The 20,783-nt window shown below is 74.1% G+C and carries 18 protein-coding genes; 11 read left to right on the top strand and 7 right to left on the bottom strand.

From position 1 onward, the window contains the following. The first annotated feature begins 84 nt into the window (after positions 1–84). From VGL20_04905 to VGL20_04950, 10 genes are all read left to right on the top strand, one after another. A complete protein-coding gene (locus tag VGL20_04905) occupies positions 85–2,835 on the top strand; it encodes a UvrD-helicase domain-containing protein (GenBank protein ID HEY2703010.1) in 2,751 nt (916 codons plus the stop codon). A gap of 427 nt (positions 2,836–3,262) precedes the next feature. After that, the gene (locus VGL20_04910; GenBank protein ID HEY2703011.1) at positions 3,263–3,445 is read left to right on the top strand and encodes a hypothetical protein; all 183 of its coding nucleotides are present in this window, start codon (positions 3,263–3,265) and stop codon (positions 3,443–3,445) included. Positions 3,446–3,507: 62 nt separating this feature from the next. Continuing rightward, on the top strand, positions 3,508–4,272 hold the full coding sequence (locus VGL20_04915) for a VOC family protein (protein ID HEY2703012.1): 765 nt from the start codon (positions 3,508–3,510) through the stop codon (positions 4,270–4,272). Positions 4,273–4,460: 188 nt separating this feature from the next. Beyond that, positions 4,461–4,961, top strand: a complete 501-nt coding sequence (locus VGL20_04920; protein HEY2703013.1) for a hypothetical protein — start codon at positions 4,461–4,463, stop codon at positions 4,959–4,961. Positions 4,962–5,324: 363 nt separating this feature from the next. Next, positions 5,325–7,157, top strand: coding sequence for a S53 family peptidase (locus tag VGL20_04925; GenBank protein HEY2703014.1), 1,833 nt, complete (start codon positions 5,325–5,327; stop codon positions 7,155–7,157). 156 nt (positions 7,158–7,313) lie between these two features. Next, positions 7,314–7,538, top strand: a complete 225-nt coding sequence (locus VGL20_04930; protein ID HEY2703015.1) for a hypothetical protein — start codon at positions 7,314–7,316, stop codon at positions 7,536–7,538. Between the two features lie 145 nt (positions 7,539–7,683). Next, positions 7,684–7,833: a hypothetical protein gene (locus tag VGL20_04935; GenBank protein HEY2703016.1), complete on the top strand. Its 150-nt coding sequence runs from the start codon at positions 7,684–7,686 to the stop codon at positions 7,831–7,833. Positions 7,834–8,046: 213 nt separating this feature from the next. Beyond that, positions 8,047–9,480 (top strand): hypothetical protein, encoded by a 1,434-nt coding sequence (locus VGL20_04940; GenBank protein HEY2703017.1) that lies wholly within the window; start codon positions 8,047–8,049, stop codon positions 9,478–9,480. After that, complete coding sequence (locus VGL20_04945; GenBank protein HEY2703018.1) at positions 9,477–11,105, top strand: hypothetical protein; 1,629 nt, start codon at positions 9,477–9,479, stop codon at positions 11,103–11,105. The genes VGL20_04940 and VGL20_04945 overlap by 4 nt, the downstream gene beginning before the upstream one ends. Then, positions 11,102–14,770: an ATP-binding cassette domain-containing protein gene (locus VGL20_04950; GenBank protein ID HEY2703019.1), complete on the top strand. Its 3,669-nt coding sequence runs from the start codon at positions 11,102–11,104 to the stop codon at positions 14,768–14,770. The genes VGL20_04945 and VGL20_04950 overlap by 4 nt, the downstream gene beginning before the upstream one ends. On the opposite strand, the gene VGL20_04955 is transcribed toward VGL20_04950, so the two are convergent. The 4 genes from VGL20_04955 to VGL20_04970 all read right to left on the bottom strand — a co-directional run bounded on the left by VGL20_04955 (position 14,677) and on the right by VGL20_04970 (position 18,418). Beyond that, positions 14,677–16,287 carry an MFS transporter gene (locus VGL20_04955; GenBank protein ID HEY2703020.1) on the bottom strand — a complete coding sequence of 537 codons (1,611 nt, stop codon included), beginning with the start codon at positions 16,285–16,287 and terminating at the stop codon, positions 14,677–14,679. The genes VGL20_04950 and VGL20_04955 overlap by 94 nt on opposite strands. 78 nt (positions 16,288–16,365) lie before the next feature. Then, positions 16,366–17,199, bottom strand: a complete 834-nt coding sequence (locus tag VGL20_04960; protein ID HEY2703021.1) for a fumarylacetoacetate hydrolase family protein — start codon at positions 17,197–17,199, stop codon at positions 16,366–16,368. 14 nt (positions 17,200–17,213) lie between these two features. Further along, positions 17,214–17,960: a glucose 1-dehydrogenase gene (locus VGL20_04965; protein ID HEY2703022.1), complete on the bottom strand. Its 747-nt coding sequence runs from the start codon at positions 17,958–17,960 to the stop codon at positions 17,214–17,216. A 125-nt stretch (positions 17,961–18,085) separates the two neighbouring features. Then, a complete protein-coding gene (locus VGL20_04970) occupies positions 18,086–18,418 on the bottom strand; it encodes a hypothetical protein (protein ID HEY2703023.1) in 333 nt (110 codons plus the stop codon). Between the two features lie 85 nt (positions 18,419–18,503). On the opposite strand from VGL20_04970, the gene VGL20_04975 reads away from it, so the two are divergent. Beyond that, positions 18,504–18,935 (top strand): VOC family protein, encoded by a 432-nt coding sequence (locus VGL20_04975; GenBank protein ID HEY2703024.1) that lies wholly within the window; start codon positions 18,504–18,506, stop codon positions 18,933–18,935. On the opposite strand, the gene VGL20_04980 is transcribed toward VGL20_04975, so the two are convergent. From VGL20_04980 to VGL20_04990, 3 genes are all read right to left on the bottom strand, one after another. Next, positions 18,921–19,157 carry a hypothetical protein gene (locus VGL20_04980; protein ID HEY2703025.1) on the bottom strand — a complete coding sequence of 79 codons (237 nt, stop codon included), beginning with the start codon at positions 19,155–19,157 and terminating at the stop codon, positions 18,921–18,923. The genes VGL20_04975 and VGL20_04980 overlap by 15 nt on opposite strands. 393 nt (positions 19,158–19,550) lie before the next feature. Next, positions 19,551–20,210 carry an isoprenylcysteine carboxylmethyltransferase family protein gene (locus VGL20_04985; GenBank protein ID HEY2703026.1) on the bottom strand — a complete coding sequence of 220 codons (660 nt, stop codon included), beginning with the start codon at positions 20,208–20,210 and terminating at the stop codon, positions 19,551–19,553. Between the two features lie 33 nt (positions 20,211–20,243). Next, positions 20,244–20,690, bottom strand: coding sequence for a hypothetical protein (locus VGL20_04990; GenBank protein ID HEY2703027.1), 447 nt, complete (start codon positions 20,688–20,690; stop codon positions 20,244–20,246). Between the last annotated feature and the right edge of the window lie 93 nt (positions 20,691–20,783).

The raw sequence follows: 20,783 nt of genomic DNA on the forward strand, positions 1-20,783 counted from the left end.
GTTCCCCCGGCGGGGCGGGGCCGGACGGCCCCGCCCCGTCCGGCTTCCCGGCCCCCACCGGCGCCCACCTATGCTTCCCCCCCTATGCCGCTGCCGCCGGAGCGAGCCATCGCCGCCGCGCTGCTCACCGCCATCGCCGACGGGGGCCGGCACGCGCTCCGCGAGCTGCGTCCCCGGCTCGCCGCCGACCTCCGCGTCTCCCCCCAGGACCTCTCCGTCACGGTCGCGTGGAACCCACGGGAGACCCGCTTCGCCGTCACCGTCGGGCACGCCCGCACCCTGCTCACCCGCCACGGGCTCGCCGTGATGGTCGAGCCCGGGGTGATCGCCATCACCGGCGCCGGCCGCGCCCTGCTCGGCGGGCCGGGTGGCGCCGCCGCGGTCGAGGCCCGGTTGCAGCCATCGGCACCGCCCCCCGCGATCCTCGCCGGCAGCGCCCCCCGCCGCACCGCCCCGCCGCCGATCCCCGGCCCCGCCGGCCTCGGCCGCGGGGTGGTGGTCGGCCCCGACGACCGGGTGCCCGACCCCTGGCGGGGGGTGCCCGAGGTCGCCGTCGGCGACGCCGAGCTGGAGCGCCCGACCGCCGCGCTCGACCGCCTCCACCTCGCCTGGGTGCGGCGCCGGCCGGTGGTGGTGCGGCTCGGCGTCGACCGCGACCGGCTGCGGGCGCCGCGGAGCTGGCAGCTCCCCCTGTGGGAGCTCGGCGCCGGCTTCGTCCCCTGGACCGACCGCCTCGCGCACCTGGTCTGGAGCAACAACTACGACGCCCGCGGCGGCCGCGGCCCGGTGTGGTGGTGGTCGGTGCGCGCCGCCGACCTCGGGGCGGAGCGAACCCCGGAGGGACCCGCCGACGTCCGCCTCCCCGGCGGCGGACCCGCCTGGGTCGACGGTGGGCCGCGGCAGCCCCTCGACCCCGACCAGCTCGGCGCGGTGGTGGTGCACGCCGAGACGGTGCGGGCCGGCTGGCTGCGGACCGCGCCGCCGCCGCGGGCGCCCGGCGGCGACCTCGCCCCCGACCAGCGGGCCGCGGTGGCGCATCCGGGCGGACCGGCGCGGATCATCGCTCCCGCCGGCTCGGGCAAGACCCGGGTGCTCACCGAGCGGCTGCGTCACCTCGTCGTCGACCGCGGCTGGGAGCGCGAGACCGTGCTCGCGCTCGCCTACAACCGCCGCGCCAGCGAGGAGATGGCCCGCCGCTGCACCGACTTCGGCCCGCGCACCCAGACCGTCCACGCCCTCGGCTGGGCGATCGTCCGCGACGCCGAGCCGGGCACCCGGCTGCTCGGCGACGGCGAGGTCCGCGAGATCCTCGCCCGCCACTGTCCGCCGCTCGACCGCAGGGCCAACACCGACCCGCTCGGCCCCTACCTCGACGCCCTCCAGGCCACCCGCGAGGGGCTGCGCGACCCGGTCGACGTCGAGCGCGGCGGCGAGCAGGTGTCCGGCTTCGCCCGCGCCTTCGACGAGTACCGCGCCGAGCTGCGCGAGCGTCACCTCGCCGACTTCGACGAGCAGGTCTACCGCGCCTGCGAGCTCCTCCTCGAGGATGCCGCGCTGCGGCAGAGCTGGCAGGGATCGTGCCGCCACCTGCTCGTGGACGAGTTCCAGGACCTCACCCCGCTCCGCCTGCTGCTGATCCGGATCGTCGCCGCCCCGGCGCTCGACGTCTTCGCGGTGGGCGACGACGACCAGGTCGTCTACGGCTACACCGGCGCCGACCCCCGCTTCCTGATCGGCTTCGGCGAGCTCTTCGGCGGCGCCACCGAGTACGCCCTCGAGGTCAACCACCGCTGCCCGCCCGCGGTGGTCCACGCCGCCGCGACCCTGCTCGGCCACAACCGGGTGCGGGTGCCCAAGACGATCCGCGCCGGGCGCGCCGGCGGCCATCCCCACGCCTTCCGCATCCGCCGCCATCCCGGCGAGGGCGGCGCCGCCGCTGTGGTGACCGCGGTGCGCCAGTGGATCGACGCGGGCGCCGCCCCGGCGAGCATCGCGGTGCTGGCCCGGGTCAACGCCGCCCTCCTGGCCCCCCAGCTCGCCCTCGGCGCCGCCGGGGTGCCGCTGGTGCCGGCGGTGCGCGGCGACGTGCTGCGCCACACCGGGGTGCGCTCGGCGCTGGCGCTGCTGCGCCTGGGCGCCGACCCCGAGCGGATGTCCCGCCACGACATCGAGGAGATCGCCCGCCGCCCGCTGCGCGGCCTCGGCCGCGAGTTCTTCGAGCGCCTGGGGCGGCGCACCCACTGGTCGACCCGCGAGCTCCGCGATCTCGGCGCCCGGCTCGACGAGCGCGACCGGGGCCGCCTCCTCGGTCTGATCGAGGACATCGGCACCCTCTACCACTGCGTCGCCGGCGGCACCACCGCGTCGGCGCTCGCGGCGGTGCGGCGCATCGGCCTCGAGCGCTCGATGCGGAGCCTCGACTCCGGGGGCCTGCAGCGCGAATCCCACCTCGACGACCTCGACGCGCTGGGGGCGCTCGCCGCCCTCCACACCGTGCCGGCCAGCTTCGAGGCCTGGCTCCGCGACCACCTCGGCGACCGCTCCGGCGGCACCGGGGTCACCCTCTCGACGGTGCACCGGGTCAAGGGCGAGGAGTGGGACCTGGTCTGCATCGCCGACGTGCGCCGCGGGATGATGCCCCACCGCCTCGCCGCGGACGTCGAGGAGGAGCGGCGCATCCTCCACGTCGCCCTGACCCGGGCGCGCGAGCAGGTGCTGGTGCTCACCGACGCCGCCCGCCCCAGCAGCTTCGTCGCCGAGCTGCTCGAGCCGTCGGCGGGGGCGGGATGGTCCGCCGTTCCTCACAACGCACCCGCCGAGCGGCGTCACGGGTGAATTGCTGACCCCCGCAGCCGATCTCTGAGGTGATGAAAAATGCGCCGGAGGCGCTCCACCTCGTACCTCGACGTGCCCAGCATTCACGAGAAGCGAGCGAAGCGAGCGTCGCCGGCGAGTGCCGGCGTGGAGGGGGCGCGCCTCGGCATCGCGCAAGCGAAGCGCCGCGCGATGTCTTTGGCGCGAACGGGGGAGGCGCAGCCTCCCCCGAGTCAACATCGATGGCGCCGAACGCACCGCCCGAGCCGCACACGCGCCGCTTCACCGCCGCTCCCGCCCGAACCTCTGTTCTGGTATTGTCCGCGCCATCGAGCAGCTGTTCGGTGACACAGAGAGCGGGGTGGTCCACCGGCTCGCCCGTCGGCGACGTACGGTCCACCGAGGCGAAGCCTCCGCGATCTCCCGACTGCAGCACCAGCTGCGGAACGTGGAGCTCGCCGCGGGGGGCGCGGCCGCCGAGTTGCTGCGCATCCTGAGCGACCAGCGCCAGGCGCTCCACGGCAGCGACCTCGAGGTGCTCGAGGATCTCGCCGACCGCATGGGCGAGGCCCGGGCCGCCGCCTGGCGCGGCGGTCAGGACGTGGTGCGCCTCCGCTCCCGGGACGGCTGATCCGGCCGGTCAACCTGCACTAGACTGGCCTCCCGCGCTCCGACCGACCTGGGAGAGCCGCCATGACCGAGGCCTCGTCGCACCCGCCGGGCATCCCCTCGTGGACCGACCTCACCACCTCCGACCTCGACGCCGCCATCGCCTTCTACACCGCACTCTTCGGCTGGGACGCGCAGAGGGCGGACGAGCCGGAGGCGGGCGGCTACACGATGCTCACCAAGAACGGCAGGTTCGTGGCCGGCATGGCGCCGGGTCAGGACCGGCCGCCGTCCTGGATGATGTACGTGACCACCGACGACGTCGACGCCACCACCGAGAAGGTCCGGGCGGCGGGCGGGACGGTGGCTCTGGAGCCGATGCAGGTGATGACCGCGGGGCGGATGGCGGTGTACATGGACCCGACCGGTGCGGCGTTCGCGGTGTGGCAGCCGGGTGACCACACCGGCGCGCAGCTGGTCAACGAGCCCGGCGCGCTGTGCTGGACCGAGCTGCAGACCCGTGATCCCGATGCCGCGACGGCGTTCTACGCGGCGGTGTTCGGCTGGGGCAGCGAGACCGCGACCGGGCCGATCCCGTACACCGAGTGGAAGCAGGACGGCCGGAGCATCGGCGGCATGATGCCGATGGGCGATCAGTTCCCCGCCGAGGTCCCCGCCCACTGGGTGGTGTACCTGGGCGCCACCGACGTCGACGCCGACACCGCCCGCGCCGTGGAGCTCGGCGGCAAGGTCTTGGTGCCGCCGATGGACATCCAGGAGGGCCTGCGCTTCTCCTGGATCACGGACCCGCAGGGCGCGCCCCTCGGCCTGCTGCGAATGACCGGCTGACCTTCGGGTCAGTCTCGCCGGTGGGCCGCATCAGTACTTGACGAATCCGGCCACAACGGCCTAAGGTGCTCTGGCCTCCACGTTCTGCACACGTCACACCAGAGGGAAGGGAAATGACGCACGGCGACAGCCGCACCCGTCGACAGCGTCCACGCGCACCCCGGGGGGTCTGCATCGGAGTGGGCGCGGTGCTCTCCGCCACCGGAGGCACCCTGCTCACCGTCGCCGCCGCCGGGGTGCTCGGTGGCGGCGCGCTGGTGACCACCGCGTTCGCGGGCGGACGTCCCCACGCCGCCGTGCAGTCGGTGGCACGCCCCGCAACCGGGGCCATCCCGCCGCCCGTGGTGGTCCCCCCTCCGGTGGTGCCGGCCTCGGTGCCCCCGGTCACCGGGGCCCACGTCGAGAGCGCCGGGCACGAGACCGCTCCGGTCACCGCGGTGGTCGCGGCCGCACCCGCCCCGCCCCCTCCCCCGGCGGTCGCCGCGCCACCGCCCCCGGTTCCGCCGCCCGCCCCGGTGCGGGCCCGCGCCATCGCCATCCCGGTGACCGGCGCCGCCGCCGGGGCGGCACCGCTCAGCGGCGCCGCGCTGCTCGGTGGCGGCGCGGTGCTGCTGGTGCGCAGCCTCCGCCGGCCGTCGCGGCGCCCCCTGACCCAGCCCTTCGACGACGCCATTCCCGCCTACTGGTAGAGGGCTGCCGCGGCCACTCGCCGCGACGCAATTGGCGCGTTCGTTCATGACGCACCTCGCCGCGCCAGCTCCGGAAATACAAGGGTGGCCTTGATCGGGGGGATTCGTGCATACTGAGCCGCGTCGGGCAGCCAGGGGTGGCGGGCCTGACGGATTGGATTGACCCGGTGCGCATATGCAGCCTGCGCAACGGGATATCGGTGATTGCCGAGTGCGTCCCCCCGCACCCGGTCATAGCTCTTGCTGCTTCATAAGGTTGGGGCGTCTCCGGAAGGAGACGCGCATTGAGGAGCGGGCATGTTCGCCTTCGGAAGTCCGGCGTCCATCGGCCGGCGCGCAGCCATCGGATCAGTCGTCGTCGCCATGCTGTCCGCCGGTGCACTGGCGGCCCGTCCGGCCGCCGCCGCCACGCCGGACGGCTCACCCGCCACCGGAGTTCTGGGAACGGTTCCCACGCTGCTCCGCGACGCGCTCGACCTCGGGCCGCTGGTGCCGCGGCCGCTCGACGTGACCATGGCGCTGCCGCTGCGGGACCAGGCGGGCCTGCGCTCGCTGATCGCCGCGCAGAACACCCCGGGGAATGCCGAGTACCACCACTTCCTCACCCCCGACCAGTTCGCGCAGCGCTTCGCGCCCGACCCCGCCACGGTGGCTCAGGTCACCGGCTGGGCGGCCTCGTCGGGACTGAGCGGGATCACCGTCTCGCCCAACCGGACCCTGGTGTCGATGCAGGGCGCGAGTGACCGCATCGGCAGCCTGCTCGGGATGCACCTCGAGAACTTCCTGAGCAACCACGGCTTCAGCTTCTTCGCGCCGTCGTCGGCGGCCACCCTGCCCGCGCAGCTCGCCGGCCGGGTCACCGCGGTGCTCGGGCTCAGCGACCTGCACAAGCTCAGCGTCGCCCACACCACCGCCGCGGTCGCCCCCGCCGCCGGCAGCGCCTTCAAGGGCTACGGGCCCCAGGAGTTCAACTCCTTCTACAACGCGCCGGCGCCGCATCCGACGGCGCACCGCGACGGCTTCGGCCAGACCCTGGCGATCCTCGCCGAGGGCGACCTGACCCAGCCCCGCGCCGACCTGCTCCAGTTCGAGAACCAGTACGGGCTCCCGCATGTGCCCTGGACCACCGTGCCGGTCGGCGCCGGGCCGTTCACCGACACCGCCGGGTCCCCGGAATGGGACCTCGACACCCAGTACTCGACCGCGTTCGCGCCCGCGGCGTCGAACCTGCTCGTCTACCAGGCCAAGTCGCTGGGCGACGCGGACATCCTCGCGGAGATCAACAAGTGGGTCACCGACAACCGCGCCGCCCAGGCGAGCGCGTCCTTCGGTGAGTGCGAGTCGCTGGCCCACGTCAGCGGCTTCGCCACCGCCGCCGACACCGCCCTGGCCCAGGCGGTCGCCCAGGGGCAGACGCTCTTCTCCTCCAGTGGCGACACCGGCTCCTTCTGCCCCTTCCTGGTCAGCCAGAACGGCCTGCCGATCGGGCTGCCCGGCCCCAACTACCCGGCCGCCAGCCAGTACGCGGTGAGCGTCGGCGGCACCACCCTCACCCCCGACGGCAAGGGCGGCGCCACCGAGACCGCGTGGCTCGCCGGCGGCGGCGGCCCCGCGCTCTTCGAGCCCACCCCCGCATGGCAGGCGGGAGCGGGCGGCAGCTTCCTCGGCGTCAACCGCGGCACCCCGGACGTCAGCCTCGACGCCGACCCCGCCTCCGGCTACGCGACGATCGTCAACGGCAAGCAGCTGGCGATCGGCGGCACCAGCGCAAGCTCGCCCGCGTGGCTGGGGATCTGGTCCCGGCTGCAGTCGTCGCACAACGGCGGCCTCGGCTTCGCCAACCCGACCCTCTACTCGCTCCCGGCGGCGGTCTTCCACGACATCACCCAGGGCTTCCAGGGGCTCTTCGTGGCCACCCCCGGCTGGGACTACACCACCGGGCGCGGCACCCCCGACATCGCCGCCCTGATCGCGGCGCTGGGCGGTGCCCCGGCCGCCGCCACGGCGCCCGCCCCCGCGGCGTCGCCGGTCCTCCCGGTGGCCCCGCCGGCACTGCCGGTGGCGCCCCCCGCGGCCTCGGCCCCGGCGTCGAACCCGCTCCAGTCGATCACCACCCTGCTGCTCGGCGGAACCGGGACCAGCGCGTCGCCCGGCGGCGGCCTGCTCGGCCTCGGCCTCCTGGGCGGACAGGGCTAGGTTTCCCGAGCGTCCCCAACGAGGCGGCGGAGGCCTGCCCTCCGCCGCCTCACCAGGGGGGGACGCCATCTGGGCACGACGCCGGTTGCCAGTGGCCGACGTTCCGCGTACGCTCCTAGCACGCCACGCACGAAGGAGTGCGGCGACTCCCGCGGCATGAGGATGATTCCCGAGCACAACGGACGCGGCGGCAACCACGGCCAGCCTGAGCCTGAGCAGGAGCCCGTCTGGGTCCAGGGGGTCAACTGTGGCCGCTGCGGCTGGCCGAACGCGCGCCAGGTGCAGCGCGGCATGCGGCGGGTCCAGTTCGTGTGCCAGTGGTGCGAGCAGTTCACCACCGCGGTGGTCGACCCCACGCTCAAGGGGATGATCGGCTTCTGATCGGGGGACGTCCCCCTCCCCCCCGGGTTCCCCCCCGGGGCGCAAATGCGCGGTGTCCTCCCCCATCACCTAGAACGGCGTGGTATGACTGCGAGAACCGGTACCCGGCGTGCGCCGCGGCCGGCCGTTTGGGAGGGCCTCGGCCGTGGGTTGGAAGAGGAACAAGTTCATTCTCTATCCAGTGGAGTTCCTCTGCGGGGTGGGGATCGTGGCGATGATGGCCGTCACCGGGCTGGTGAAGTCGGTCACGCTGCTCCCCGACTGGCAGCGCTACAAGAAGATCCGCAACATCTAGCCTGCACCGCCGCCCGGAGCCGGAGCGCTCCCGGCGCGGTGACCGGGACATCGCCACGCTCGAGGTGGCGCGCACCGCCTCGAGCGTGGCGCGGTCGCGTCCGCGCATCCCCTCGGCGCCCCTCCCCGGGGTCGCTTTCACAGTTGATGGTGGCATCACGCCTCCGCGGTGGGATAGATTGCCTCCAGTGGCGCGGAAGGGATGGAGGACGGTGTGCAGCCCACGCTCCGAGGTCTGGCGGCATTTCTCGGCGCCGCCGGCCTGCTCACCCTGGTCATCCCCCAGCCCGCCGGGGCACGCACGGACACCGGGTTCGTCAACGGCAGCGGCGCGGCGCGGGGCACGGCGTTGCGGCTCGCCCCGCACACCGGGGGGCTGACCTACGCCGTCACCACCGGCGACTCCCTGGCCTCCTACCAGGGCACCGAGGGGCGCGCCCAGGCCCAGGCGCTCGACCTCGGGATCTTCGGCCTGCTCCTGACCACGGTCTCGGCGTGCGGCCAGCAGCCGCTGCTCAAGCCCGACCAGGTGCCGGGGCCGGTGCAGGCGAACTCGAGCCACGGACCCGCCAGCAGCACCCACAGCTTCGCCGGCGGTGACGTCGCCGCGGGCGGCACCGAGACCGCCGCCGCCCGCCCCAACGGGTCCACCGCCGACGCCTCCAGCGCCACCCTCGACCTCCCCGGGGTGCTCAGCGTGGGCGCCGCCGTCAGCCACGCCGAGACCCGGCTGGTGCCCGGCCTCCGCCGTGAGGCGCACGCGGACGCTTCGATCGCCTCGGTGAGCCTCGCCGGCGGCGCGGTGCAGCTGCTCGGGCTGCACTGGGACGTCACCCAGCGCACCGGCGACACGCCGCTGCACGACGGCGGCTTCCACGTCGACGAGATCCGCATCGGCGGGCAGAGCCTGCCCGCGGGCCTGCTCGGTGGCGCGCCCGGCCCCGCGGAGCAGGTGGTGCAGTCGCTCGACGGAGCCAACCGGGCGCTCGCGCCCTTCGGCCTGCATCTCACCCCGCCGGCGGTGCGCACCCTCGGGGACGGCACCGTCGACGTCGGACCGCTGCGGATCAGCCTCGGCGGCACCACCCAGCTCTCCGAGCCGCTCGGCGCCGCCCTGGCCGCGGCGCAACCGGCCCGCGACCAGGTGGTGGCGACGTTCAAGGGCGACCCGCAGAACTGCCAGGACCCGCGCAGCGGGCTGGGACCGCTGGCCGGCGCCGGCCTGCTCGTCGGCGATATCGCCTACGGCGGCCTCACCGGCACCGGAGGCGTCGACGTCGACCTCGGTGGCGTCCACGCCACCACCGAGGGCATCGCCTATCGCAACCCCTTCGGCGACTTCCTGCCGCTGTCGCCCTTCGGAGGCACCACCGTCACCGACACCACCCCGCCCGCCGTGCTGACCCCGGTGGCGCCGCCCGCCCTCCCGCCCGGCCCGGCGGCGGCCGGCACCACGCTGATCACCCCCGCGACCGCGGGACGCAGCTTCACCGCGTGCGTCACCCCGGGCTCGTTCGGCCGCTCCGGCTGCAGCACCCACGACCTCGCCCGCGCCGCCGCGGTCGCCGGGCTGGGCGTCGCGGTGCTGCTCTTCGCCGGGGACGCGCTGCTCCTCTTCCGGCGCCGCCGGGGGGGGGTGGGGTCGTGAGCGGCGAGCGCGGCCGGCTGCCCGGCGCCGAGGGACGGCTGCTCCGCGGCTACGGGCCGCTGCTGGCGATGACCGTCGCCTTCGCGCTCATGGTCACCCTGGTGCCCACCGTCGCCCGCGAGCAGACCGTCGTCCACGACGGCACCGCCGCCGCGGGCAGCGTCACCACCGTCGGCCCGGGCACCGGCGCGCTGGCACCGGGGCCGGGCAGCGCGCCGGGCACCACCGGCCCCGGCGGCGGCACGTCGGTCACCCGCGGCGTCGCCGCCGCGCACACCAGCGGCTGCACCGACCGCCGCCAGCAGGTGCCGGGCGATCCCTACTCGCCGCCCTGCGTGCTCTTCAGCGGCGACAACGGGGGCGCCACCACCCGGGGCGTCACCAGGGACACGATCACCGTGGCGCTGCGCCAGACCGCCGATCCCGACCTCTCCACGACGATCTCCAAGATCACCGGGTCGGACCTCATCGACAGCAATGAGGACGCCACCCGCACCGCCCAGGGGCTGGTCGACTACTTCAACACGCGCTTCCAGTTCTACGGCCGCAAGATCAAGCTCGCCCCCTTCCAGGGTCACGGCGCGCTCACCCGCGAGCTCCTCGGCGCCGGGCAGGAGCAGGCCAACGCCGACGCCATCAAGGTGGCCAGCGAGGTCGGCGCCTTCGCCGACGCCACCGGCTTCACCGAGCCCTACTCCGACGCGCTGGCGCGGCAGAAGGTCATGGCCTTCGGCGCGCCGTACATGTCGCGCCAGTGGTTCCTCGACCGCCGGCCGTACGCGTGGAGCACCTTCACCGACTGCTCGCTGGTGGCGATGAGCAACTCCGACTGGTTGAACAAGCGGGTCCTGGGGAAGCCGGCGAAGTACGCCGGCGGCGACCTCCAGAACAAGCCGCGCAAGGTGGGCATCGTGGTGCCGGACAACCCCGAGTACCAGCAGTGCCTGCACGACGGGCTCAACGTCCTCCACCAGGCTGGCAACGACGCCTTGACGGTCAACTACTCGCTCGACCTCGCCAGCCTCTCCAACCAGGCGGCGAGCATCGTCGCCAAGCTGAAGGCGGCGGGGGTGACCTCGGTGGCGACCGCCACCGACCCCATCCTCCCCGTCTTCCTCACCGCCAAGGCGCACGAGCAGGGCTACTACCCGGAGTGGCTGGTGCAGGGCACCGCGTTCACCGACACCGACATCGCCGGTCAGCTCTACGACCAGAGCGAGTGGTCACACGCCTTCGGCATCAGCACCCTCGGCCCCCAGCTGCCCGAGCGCGCCGGCCTCGGCTACAACGCCTACAAGGCGGTGCGCAGCGACGAGCCGGCCCACAGCGTCGAGCTCATCTACTACCAGCTCTACATGATCGCCATGGGCATCCAGCTCGCCGGCCCCACGCTGACCCCGGGGAACTTCGAGCGGGGGATGTTCGCCTATCCCGGCGGCGCCGGTGAGGCGGGGACCTGGGGCTTCGGGCCGGGGCACTACACGCCCACCCAGGACTTCAAGGAGATCTGGTGGGACCCCAACCGGACCTCCACGTACAACGACAAACAGGGGACGTACCAGACCAGCGGGGACCGCTATCGACTGGGGAAGGTGCCGGCGGGCGACCCTCCAGTGTTCCGGTGAGCGGCCGCCGCATCGCGGCCGCCACCGCCGCCGTCACCGCCGCCGCGGTGCTGGTGGCGACCCAGGTGGCACCAGGCCGGGTGCCGCTGGGCATCGTCCTCCAGGGCGCCATCCTGGGGACCGGCACCGGCCTTCTCGCCGTCGGCCTGGTGCTCACCTACCGCGCGACCCGGGCGATCAACTTCGCCTACGGCGCCATCGGCGGGGTAGGAGCGGCGCTCGCGGTGGGCCTGCACCTCGGCCACGGGCTGCCCTGGCTGCTGGCGGTGCCGCTCGCGGTGGTGGTGGGGGTCGGGGTCGGCGGAGCCGTCGAGCGGCTGGTGATCCGCCGCTTCCGCGACGCGCCGCGGCTGGTGCTCACCGTGGCCACGATCGGCCTCGCCCAGCTGCTCGGCGGCGTCGAGCTGCTCATCCCCCAGGTGCTCGGCACCAACACGCTGGTGGGTGGATTCGAGACCCCTCTCAACCGCATCCACCTCACCGTCGACCCGATCATCCTCACCGGCAACGACCTGCTGATCCTCGCGGTGGTGCCGGTCGTGCTGGGGGCCCTCTCCTGGTTCCTGCTCCGCACCGAGGCGGGGATGGCGATCCGCGGCATCGCCGAGAACGCCGACCGCGCTCGCCTGCTCGGCATCCCCGTCGGCCGGCTCTCGCTGCTGGTCTGGCTGATCGCCGGCGGCTTCGCCGCGCTCACCGTGACCCTCACCGCGCCGGGCTCGGGCCTGACCATCGACGCCGCCGCCGGCGCGACGCTGCTGCTGCCCGCGCTCGCCGCCGCCGTGGTCGCCGACCTCGAGTCGCTGCCCGCGGCGTTCGGGGTCGGGGTCGGCCTCGGCGTCGTCGACCAGGTGGTGCGCTGGAACATCGACAAGCAGGCCACCGAGACGGTGGTGTTCCTGGTGGTGATCATGGTGGCGCTGCTGGTCCGCCACCGCCGCACCAGCCGGGTCGACGCCGACCTCTCCAGCTGGTCGATCGCCTCCGGCGCCCGTCCCATCGCCGCCGCCCTGCGCCGGCTGCCCGAGGTGCGGATCGCCCGGGGGCTGACGGTGGCGGCCGTCGCGGCGGCGGCGCTGCTGCTGCCCGCGCTGGCGTCGCCGAGCCAGCTCGACCAGGCGAGCATCTGGCTCATCTACGGGCTGGTGGCGGTCTCGCTGGTGGTGCTCACCGGCTGGGGCGGCACCGTGAGCCTGGGCCAGATGGGCATCGTCGGGGTCGGCGCGCTGGTCGCGGGCAACCTGATCAGCCGCTGGAACGTCGACCTCTTCCTCGCCCTCGGCGGCGGCGCGATCGCCGGTGGGCTGGTGGCGCTGCTCGTGGGCCTGCCCGCGCTGCGGGTGCGCGGCCTCTTCCTCGCGGTGACCACCCTCGCCTTCGCGGTCGCCGTCGACTCCTTCTTCCTCAACCCCGCCAACTTCCGCACCCTGATCTTCGAGGACTTCGAGCGCCCGGTGCTCTGGCATCGCTTCGACCTGCGCAGCGAGCGCTCGCTGTACCTGGTCTGCCTGGGGGTGCTGGTGCTCACCGTGCTGCTGGTGCACGGGCTGCGCCGGGCGCGCAGCGGCCGGGCGATGATCGCGGTGCGCGACAACCAGCGCGGCGCGGCGGCGATCGCGGTGCCGGCGGTGCGCACCCGGCTGACCGGGTTCGTGGTCGCGGGGGTCATCGCCGGGGTGGCCGGCGCGCTCCACGCCACGGTGCTGCGCAGCATCGGCTTCCACACCTACGAGACCTCGCTCAGCCTTCTCGTCTTCTCGATGGCGGTGATCGGCGGTCTCGGCTCCATCGGCGGCGCGCTCAGCGGCGTCGCCCTCGTCGAGCTCTCCGGCTACCTGTTCCCGAAGCTGCAGCTGATCATCACCGGCGTCGGCATGCTCATCGTGCTGCTGGTGATCCCGGGCGGCCTCGCCGAGGCCGCCGAGCGCGCCCGCGACCGCCTGCTCGCGCTGCTGGCCCGGCGCCGGGGCATCGACCTGACCCGGGCCGCGGACGCGTCCCGCACCGAGCCCGACCCGGTCGCCACTCCCGTGGCCGCCGCCACCGGCGGCGCGGCGCGGCCGGCGCTGCTGAGCTGCGCCGGCGTCGACGCCGGCTACGGCTCGCTCCAGGTGCTCTTCGGCGCCGAGCTGTCGGTCGCCGAGGGCGAGATCCTCGCCCTGCTCGGCACCAACGGCGCCGGCAAGTCGACGCTGCTCCGGGCGGTGGCCGGGCTGCTCGACATCAGCGCCGGCCGCATCGAGTTCGACGGCGCCACCGTGCACGGGCACGCCGAGCGGCTCGCCGGCCGCGGGCTGGCGCTCATGCCCGGCGGCCGCGGCGTCTTCCCCGGCCTCACCGTGGCCGAGAACCTCCGCCTCGCCTGCTGGCTGCTGCGCTCCGACCGCGCCGCGGTCGACACCGCCGTCGAGCGCTGCCTCTCCCTGTTCGGGGCGCTCCGCGGGCGGCTGGGCATCCGCGCCGGCGAGCTCTCCGGCGGTGAGCAGCAGATGCTCTCGCTGGCGATGGCGCTGGCCACCGGCCCGCGGCTGCTCTGCATCGACGAGCTCTCGCTCGGGCTCGCACCCGCGGTGGTGGGACAGCTGGTCGAGACGGTGCGCGACATCCACCGCGGCGGCACCACCGTGGTGGTGGTCGAGCAGTCGGTCGACGTCGCCCTGCAGCTCGCCGAGCGTGCCGTGTTCCTCGAGAAGGGTCACGTGCGCTTCAGCGGTCCCACCGCCGAGCTGACCCGCCGCCCCGACCTGCTCCGCGCGGTGTTCCTCGGACGCCAGCAGGACGGCGCCCTCGGCGGCGAGACCGGCGCCGCCGCCGCCCCGGCACGGGGGATGCGGCTGGAGTGCACCGGGCTCACCCGCCGATTCGGCGGCATCGTCGCCGTCGACAGGGTCGACCTCACCGTCGAGCCCGGCGAGGTGGTGGGGCTGATCGGCCACAACGGCGCGGGCAAGACCACCCTGTTCGACGTGGTCACCGGCTTCCTCGACGCCCAGGGCGGACGCGTCCTCCTCGGCGGCGAGGACATCAGCGACCGGCCGCCGCACCGCCGTGCCCTCGCCGGCCTCGGCCGCTCCTTCCAGGAGGCGCGCCTCTTCCCGTCGCTCACCGTCGCCGAGACCATCGCGGTGGCGCTGGAGCGGCATCTGGCCAACCGTGACCCGATCGCGGCCGCGCTACGGCTGCCCGCCTCCACCGACGCCGAGGCGGCGGCGGCGCGACGCGTCGACGAGCTGGTGACCGCGCTGGGGCTGCGCGCCTATCGCGACACCCCGTGCGGCGAGCTCTCGACCGGCACCCGGCGGGTGGTCGAGCTCGGCTGCGTGCTCGCCCAGGACCCGGCGGTGGTGCTCCTCGACGAGCCCTCCGCGGGGATGGCGCAGCGCGAGACCGAGGCCCTGGCGCGGCTGCTCCGCACCGTCCACGCCCAGACCGGCTGCTCGATGCTGGTGATCGAGCACGACATGGCGCTGCTCTCCTCGCTCTGCGACCGGCTGGTGGCGCTCGAGCTCGGCGCGGTGATCGCCGCGGGTGCGCCCGAGGCGGTGCTCCACGACCCCCGGGTGGTCGCCTCCTACCTGGGCGGCGGCCGGTCGGGGTCGAACGGGACGGCCTCGCGCGAGCTCACCGGCAGCCCGCGGCTGGAGGCGCCCGGCAGCGTCGCCTGAGGCTTGAGCACCGGCGGCCTGGCGGCCGCGCCGGCGATCGCCGCCGCGGCGCCCGACGAGGCCTCGTGCAGCCGCCGCCGCACCGCGCTCAGCGGCGCCGCGATCGACTCCAGCGACCTCCGCTCGGCGTCGACCCCCCAGATCGCCTCGACCAGCCCGCCGAGGACCATGAGCCCGGCACCGAGGCAGTAGCCGATGAAGACGCGGCCCGGCTGCTTGGTGGCGATCAGGGCGCCGAAGAGCAGCGGCGCGGCGATGCCGCCGACCACGTTGCCGATCGAGTACACGAACGCGATCGCGAGCGCCCGGGTCTCCATGGGGAAGATCTCGCTCACCGTCAGGTACGCCGAGCTGGCGCCGGCGGAGGCGAAGAAGAAGACCACCGACCAGCAGATCGTGATCGTGGTCGCGGTGAGCATCCCGTGGGTGAAGAGGATGCCGGTGATCACCAGCAGCACCCCGGAGATGATGTAGGTGCCGGCGATCATCGGCCGCCGTCCGACGCTGTCGAAGAGGTGGCCGAGCATCCAGGGGCCGAGCACGTTGCCGAGCGCGAAGGGCACCAGGAAGAGGCCCACCCGGTCGTCGGGAACGTGGAAGAACGTGGTCAGCACCAGGCTCTCGGTGAAGAAGATGGCGTCGTACAGGAAGGCCTGGGTGATCATCAGCGTGAGGCAGACGCCGGTGCGCTTCGGATAGGTGCGGAACATCGTCCGCGGCATGTCCCAGAACCGCACCCGGTGCTCGAGGTCGATCTCGATGGGCTCGCCCTCGATCGGCGGCAGCGGCCCCTTCTCCGCCTCCACCTGGCGTTCGATGTCGAGAACGATCTCCTCCGCCTGCTGGGGACGGCCGTGGGTGATCAGCCAGCGCGGGCTCTCGGGGATGGTCCGCCGCACCAGCAGGATGGCGATGCCGAGCACGCCGCCGACCAGGAAGCACATTCGCCAGCCGATGGTGACCGGCACGATGCCGCGGTCGAGCAGGAACAGGCTGAGCGCGCTGGCGAGGATCGCGCCCCACCAGTAGGAGCTGTTGATGGCCAGGTCGGTCCAGCCGCGCCGTCGCGCCGGGATCAGCTCGTCGATCGCCGAGTTGATCGCCGCGTACTCCCCGCCGATGCCGATGCCGGTGAGCACCCGCAGCGCGTCGTAGCTGTACACGTCCCAGGAGAAGGCGGTGAGGACGCTGAAGCTGACGTACCAGCCGAGGGTGACGAGGAAGAGCTTCTTGCGTCCCAGCCGGTCGGTGAGGTAGCCGAAGAAGAGTGCCCCGATGGCGGCGCCGGCCACGTACGCCGAGGCTGCGGAGGCGACCTGGACGGTGGTCAGGCCGAGGGTGTCGGCGCGCTTCAGGACGTCGGCCACGGCGTTGACGACGGTGACCTCGAGCCCGTCGAGGACCCAGGTGATCCCGAGGGCGATCACCACGAGCCAGTGCCAGCGCGACCACGGCAGGCGATCCAGCCGGTTGGGAATGTCGGTGACGATGACGCCGTCTTCGATGGTGGTCGCCACGATGGCAGAGGTTATACCACTGCTCACCTACTAGCGGACAATCTGAAGGGCGTAACCGGGTTGGCGCGATCGCCGGCGCTATCCCCGGTAGGAGCTGTCCACGATCGGGGTGCGGAGCACGCCGATGCCCTCCACCTCGACCTCGACGATGTCGCCGGGGACGAGGAAGCGCGGCGGCTGGCGCACGAAGCCGACCCCGGGGGGTGTGCCGGTGGCGATCAGGTCGCCGGGGCGGAGCGTGATCGTCCGCGAGGCGTAGGCGAGCAGCTCGGCGATCGAGAAGATCATGTCCGCGGTCGAGCCCGACTGCATCACCTCGCCGTTGACCCGGGTCTCGAGGTGGAGGTCGCTGGCGTCGAGCTCGTCGGCGGTGACCACCGTCGACGCCACCGGCCCGCTGCGATCGCTGTTCTTGCCCAGCGCCCACTGCCGGCTCGCCTGCTGGTGCACCCGTGCGCTGAGGTCGTTGAACACGGTGTAGCCGAGCACCCCGGCGGCGACCTCGTCGGGGGTCACGTCGATGAGCGGCGCCCCCACGACGACGGCGAGCTCCACCTCCCAGTCGAGGCCCGGCTCGGTGCGGGGCACCGGCACCGGGGTGCCCCCGGGCACCAGCGTCGCCGCCCAGCGGGCGAACAGGTTCGGATGCTCGGACAGCCGGCCCCCGGTCTCGGCGGCGTGCGACGCGTAGTTGAGGGCGGCACAGATCACCTTGGCGGTGTCGGGGACGGGTGGGACCAGGGTCAGGCTCGCCGCCGCCCGCGGCCGCTCCCGGGTGCTCGCCCGCGCCCGCCGCAGCCAGCCGGGGACGTCGGCGTAGAAGTCGCGGATCGGCGCCACCGGCACCACCCCGGCGGCCACCACCACGCCCATCGTCGGGGTGGTGCCGTCGAGGAAGGCGAGCAGGCGCATCGGTCAGCCCTCGCTCACGGGCCGGCCAGCCCGAGACCGCCGTCGACCACCACCACCTCCCCGGTGACGTAGTCGCTGCGGGCGAGCATGGTGCAGACGGTGGCGACGTCCTCGGGGGTGCCGACGCGGCGCAGGGCGGCGATCTGCTCGACCCGCGCGTGCAGCGGAGCCCAGCCCTCACGCTCGGTCCAGGGCGTGCTGATCAGCCCGGGCGCGACGGCGTTGACCCGCACCGAGGGACCCAGCGCGTTGGCGAGGAGGCGGGTCATGTGCACCAGCGCCGCCTTCGACACCGCGTAGGGGATCGAGCTGCCCACCGGGCGAACCCCGGCCAGCGAGGCGACGTTGACGATCGAGCCGCCCTCGCCCTCGCCGAGCGCCCTCACCGCCGCCCGGGTGGTGTACCAGGCGCCCAGGACGTTGACCCGGAGGAGACGATCCCACACCTCGTCGGTGACCGCGTCGAGGTCGGCGTGGGGGATGCGCTCGGTGACGCCCGCGTTGTTGACGAGGTGGTCGAGGCGGCCCCAGCGCTCCATCGCCGCCGCCACCAGGGCGTGAGCGGTGGGCTCGTCGCCGACGCTGCCCTGGACGTAGACGGCGTCGGGGAGCGAGGCGGCGAGCGCCTCCCCCGCCTCGCGGGAGCGGGAGGAGTTGACCACCAGACGTGCCCCCTCGGCGGCGAACCCGCGGGCGGCGGCGAGACCGATCCCGCTGGTGGCGCCGGTGACCACGACGACTCGTCCGTCGAGGCCGCTCATCCGCCCACCACCGGTCGCTCCATCGCGGCCCGGATCGTATCGGGCCGGGCACCCGGGCCGCCCCGAGGGCCCGAGGGGCGCCGGGACTCCCCGACGCCCTCCGGGCCGTGGTCAGGCCCTGCGGCCTAGTTGCTGCACTCCTGCAGCCAGCGCTCGTGGTCGTGGTCCCTCAGCCAGCCGCAGTCGCCCGAGCGGCTGTTGCTGCTGTCGCTGCTGTGGCTGTCGTTGTGATTGTTGTTATCGCAGCAGTGGTCGCGACGGAAGCTCCGGTCGCGCTGGCCGTCGCCGCGATTGTCGCGGTGATCCTGCCACCGCCACTGCGACCCGTTGTCCCTGCTGCTGCTGCTGCTGCCGCGGCCGCTCCCGGCGGTCGACGCGTACACCGTCGAGCCCGCCGATGCGAGCCCGAACACCACCGCCGCGAGCGCCGCGGCACACCGATACCGAGCAGTCGTCATTCCCCGCCTCCTCACAAACACGCTTCGCTCAGGCGAAGCGGTTTGTGACTATACGCCGACCAAAGTGGCAGAGTCCAATGCCGACATGCCGATCGGCCATCTGGGCATCAACGTCCCCGACCTGGCGGCCGCGAGGGCGTACTACGAGCCGCTGATGCCGCTCCTCGGCTACGAGCCGTTCCGCGAGGCCGAGGACGAGTTCTCGTACCGCCCCGCCGGCGGCAGGCCGGGCGCCTATGTCTTCTTCTACCCGGCGCTGGAGGAGGGCTCCTGCTCCCGGCACCGTCCCGGGCTCCAGCACCTCGCCTTCATCGTGGGGACACGCGCCGCGGTGCACCACGTCCACGACTGGGCGCGGGCGCAGGCCTGCGAGATCCTGCACCCGCCCCGGGAGTTTCCCCAGTACCACCCGGGGTACTACGCGACCTTCTGGCTCGACCCCCAGGGCATCATGCTCGAGGCGGTGTGCCACCGCGAGGAGCCAACCGAGGGCGGCCTCGGGTCAGGAGTGCCCTGACCCCGTCCCCGGCCAGCGCAGGTTGTCCATCGCGCGGTTGACCCGGTCCATCGAGGCCTGCAGGCGCTCCTGGAAGCTCGGGTCTCGCCGCCGGGTGTCGATGTACTCCGCGACCGCCAGGCGCACGACCTCGACGACGGGCAGGCCCTCGACCTCGGCCACGGTCTCGAGCGCCTGGGCCTGGGCCTCCGGCAAACGCAGGGTCATCACCTTCTCGGCCACGGCTCTCCTCGCGCGGCGGCTCCACGTCGGCAGCCTCACCCATGTCACCATGACGACTTGCCACCATGATAGCAGGGTGGTACTCTTCACACCGGTCGGACAAGGATCGGGGAGGCGGATGTCGTGGAGCGCTGTCCTCTCGCTCGGTATGGCCTGGGAAGCGACCTGCTGGCTGCCTGCCCGGGCTTCGACCCCGTCCACGTGACCATGGGCCATGGTCCGGGGGCGGGACTCGGTGGGACGACCTGCGGGCACATGGGCTCGGGCGGCACCGGCCGGGGCTTCACCGCCACCTGCCTCCACCCGGAGGCGGCGCAGGTGATGGAGGCGGCCCGGCGAATCGCCACGACCATCCCCCCGCGAGCGGGGGGGAACCGGGAGTCGCGATCGTCGTCACCCCCGCGGCACTGAGCCCGCTGACCCTGATCCACGGTTGAGGTCGCGGAGGCGGCCGATCCCCGGGGCGAACCGGCCGACGCGCGCCGCGTAGCGGCGGAAGGCCTCCGGGTGGGCCGCGAGCAGCGCCGGCTCCTCCACGGCGCGGGTCTGCAGCTCGAGTGCACCCAGGCAGGTGGCGAGCGCGGCGGGGGTCATCGCGGTCGCCAGGACGAGGGACTGCCCGACGCAGCTGCCGAGGAGGCTGACGTACACCGGGTTGCGCACCACGCGAAAGGCGCCGGAGGTGACGAGCTGCTCACCCTCGGTGCCCGCCACCCCGGTGCGCCACGCCCGTCCCATCGACCGCTGCGCGCCGACCGCGACGACCAGGTTGGCGCCCGACACCACCATCCCCGCGGCGGCCGCGCAGGTGCGCAGCCGCCGGGGCAGGGGCAGGGGGCGGAGGCGGCCGGCGAGGACGAGGCAGGGACCGGCGATGTCGAGCGCGCAGGCGACGGCGAACAGCAGGTTGGCGGCGCGCTCCGCGGGAGGTCCGGACGTCGGACGCAGCCATCCCCCCGCGGCCCTCCGCCCGCGGAGAAGGAGCGGATGGCCGACGAACACGACGCCGTCGTACACGAGACAGAGCGCCAGGGCGAGCACCGCGCGCGGCATGCCGGCATTGTCCCGCGGCCTCGCCCCGGCGCGTCAGCGGAGCGTCGTCTGCGCCGCGATCGCCATTCCGAGGAGCGTCAGCTGCGCTCCGACGACGGTGCCGCCCGCGGCGGAGTCTCCGGGAGGCGTCGCCTGCGACCCTGGGACGGTGCCGCCGACGGAGGTGTCTCCGGGGCGCGTCGCCGGAGCGTCGGAGACGGCTCCGCGGCCGGCGGTGTTTCCGGGGCGCGTCGCCTGGAGCCCGCGCGCCCTCGAGGCGGCGTCGCCGAGGAACCTCGCCTGCGGCCCGCCGGCACCTCCGGCGCCGGCGATCCCTCCGGGGACCTTCAGCCGGGGCCGAGGGCCGGCTCCGCCACCATCGAGCGGCTCGATCGCCGGCCGAAGGCTCCCGGGGGCGGAGTTGCCGATCGACCGGGGGACGTCGGTGGTCGCCAGCCCAAGGGCGGCGACGAGGGTCAGACTGCTGGCCGCGAGCCCCACGATCCTGAGGCGCCTGTGCGTCAACGACATGCTCATCCCCTATCCGGTATCCGGTCGATCCAACGACCTGCAGCATCGGTCGGTCCGAGCCTC

The sequence above is a fragment of the Candidatus Dormiibacterota bacterium genome, from assembly GCA_036495095.1.
Lineage (GTDB): Bacteria > Chloroflexota > Dormibacteria > Aeolococcales > Aeolococcaceae > CF-96.

Coding starts and splice junctions, on each gene's coding strand:
- VGL20_04985 (HEY2703026.1), bottom strand. CDS start 20,210: ATGCCGCGCGCGGTGCTCGCCCTGGCGCTCTGTCTCGTGTACGACGGC.
- VGL20_04975 (HEY2703024.1), top strand. CDS start 18,504: ATGCCGATCGGCCATCTGGGCATCAACGTCCCCGACCTGGCGGCCGCG.
- VGL20_04915 (HEY2703012.1), top strand. CDS start 3,508: ATGACCGAGGCCTCGTCGCACCCGCCGGGCATCCCCTCGTGGACCGAC.
- VGL20_04905 (HEY2703010.1), top strand. CDS start 85: ATGCCGCTGCCGCCGGAGCGAGCCATCGCCGCCGCGCTGCTCACCGCC.
- VGL20_04970 (HEY2703023.1), bottom strand. CDS start 18,418: ATGACGACTGCTCGGTATCGGTGTGCCGCGGCGCTCGCGGCGGTGGTG.
- VGL20_04965 (HEY2703022.1), bottom strand. CDS start 17,960: ATGAGCGGCCTCGACGGACGAGTCGTCGTGGTCACCGGCGCCACCAGC.
- VGL20_04960 (HEY2703021.1), bottom strand. CDS start 17,199: ATGCGCCTGCTCGCCTTCCTCGACGGCACCACCCCGACGATGGGCGTG.
- VGL20_04925 (HEY2703014.1), top strand. CDS start 5,325: ATGCTGTCCGCCGGTGCACTGGCGGCCCGTCCGGCCGCCGCCGCCACG.
- VGL20_04930 (HEY2703015.1), top strand. CDS start 7,314: ATGAGGATGATTCCCGAGCACAACGGACGCGGCGGCAACCACGGCCAG.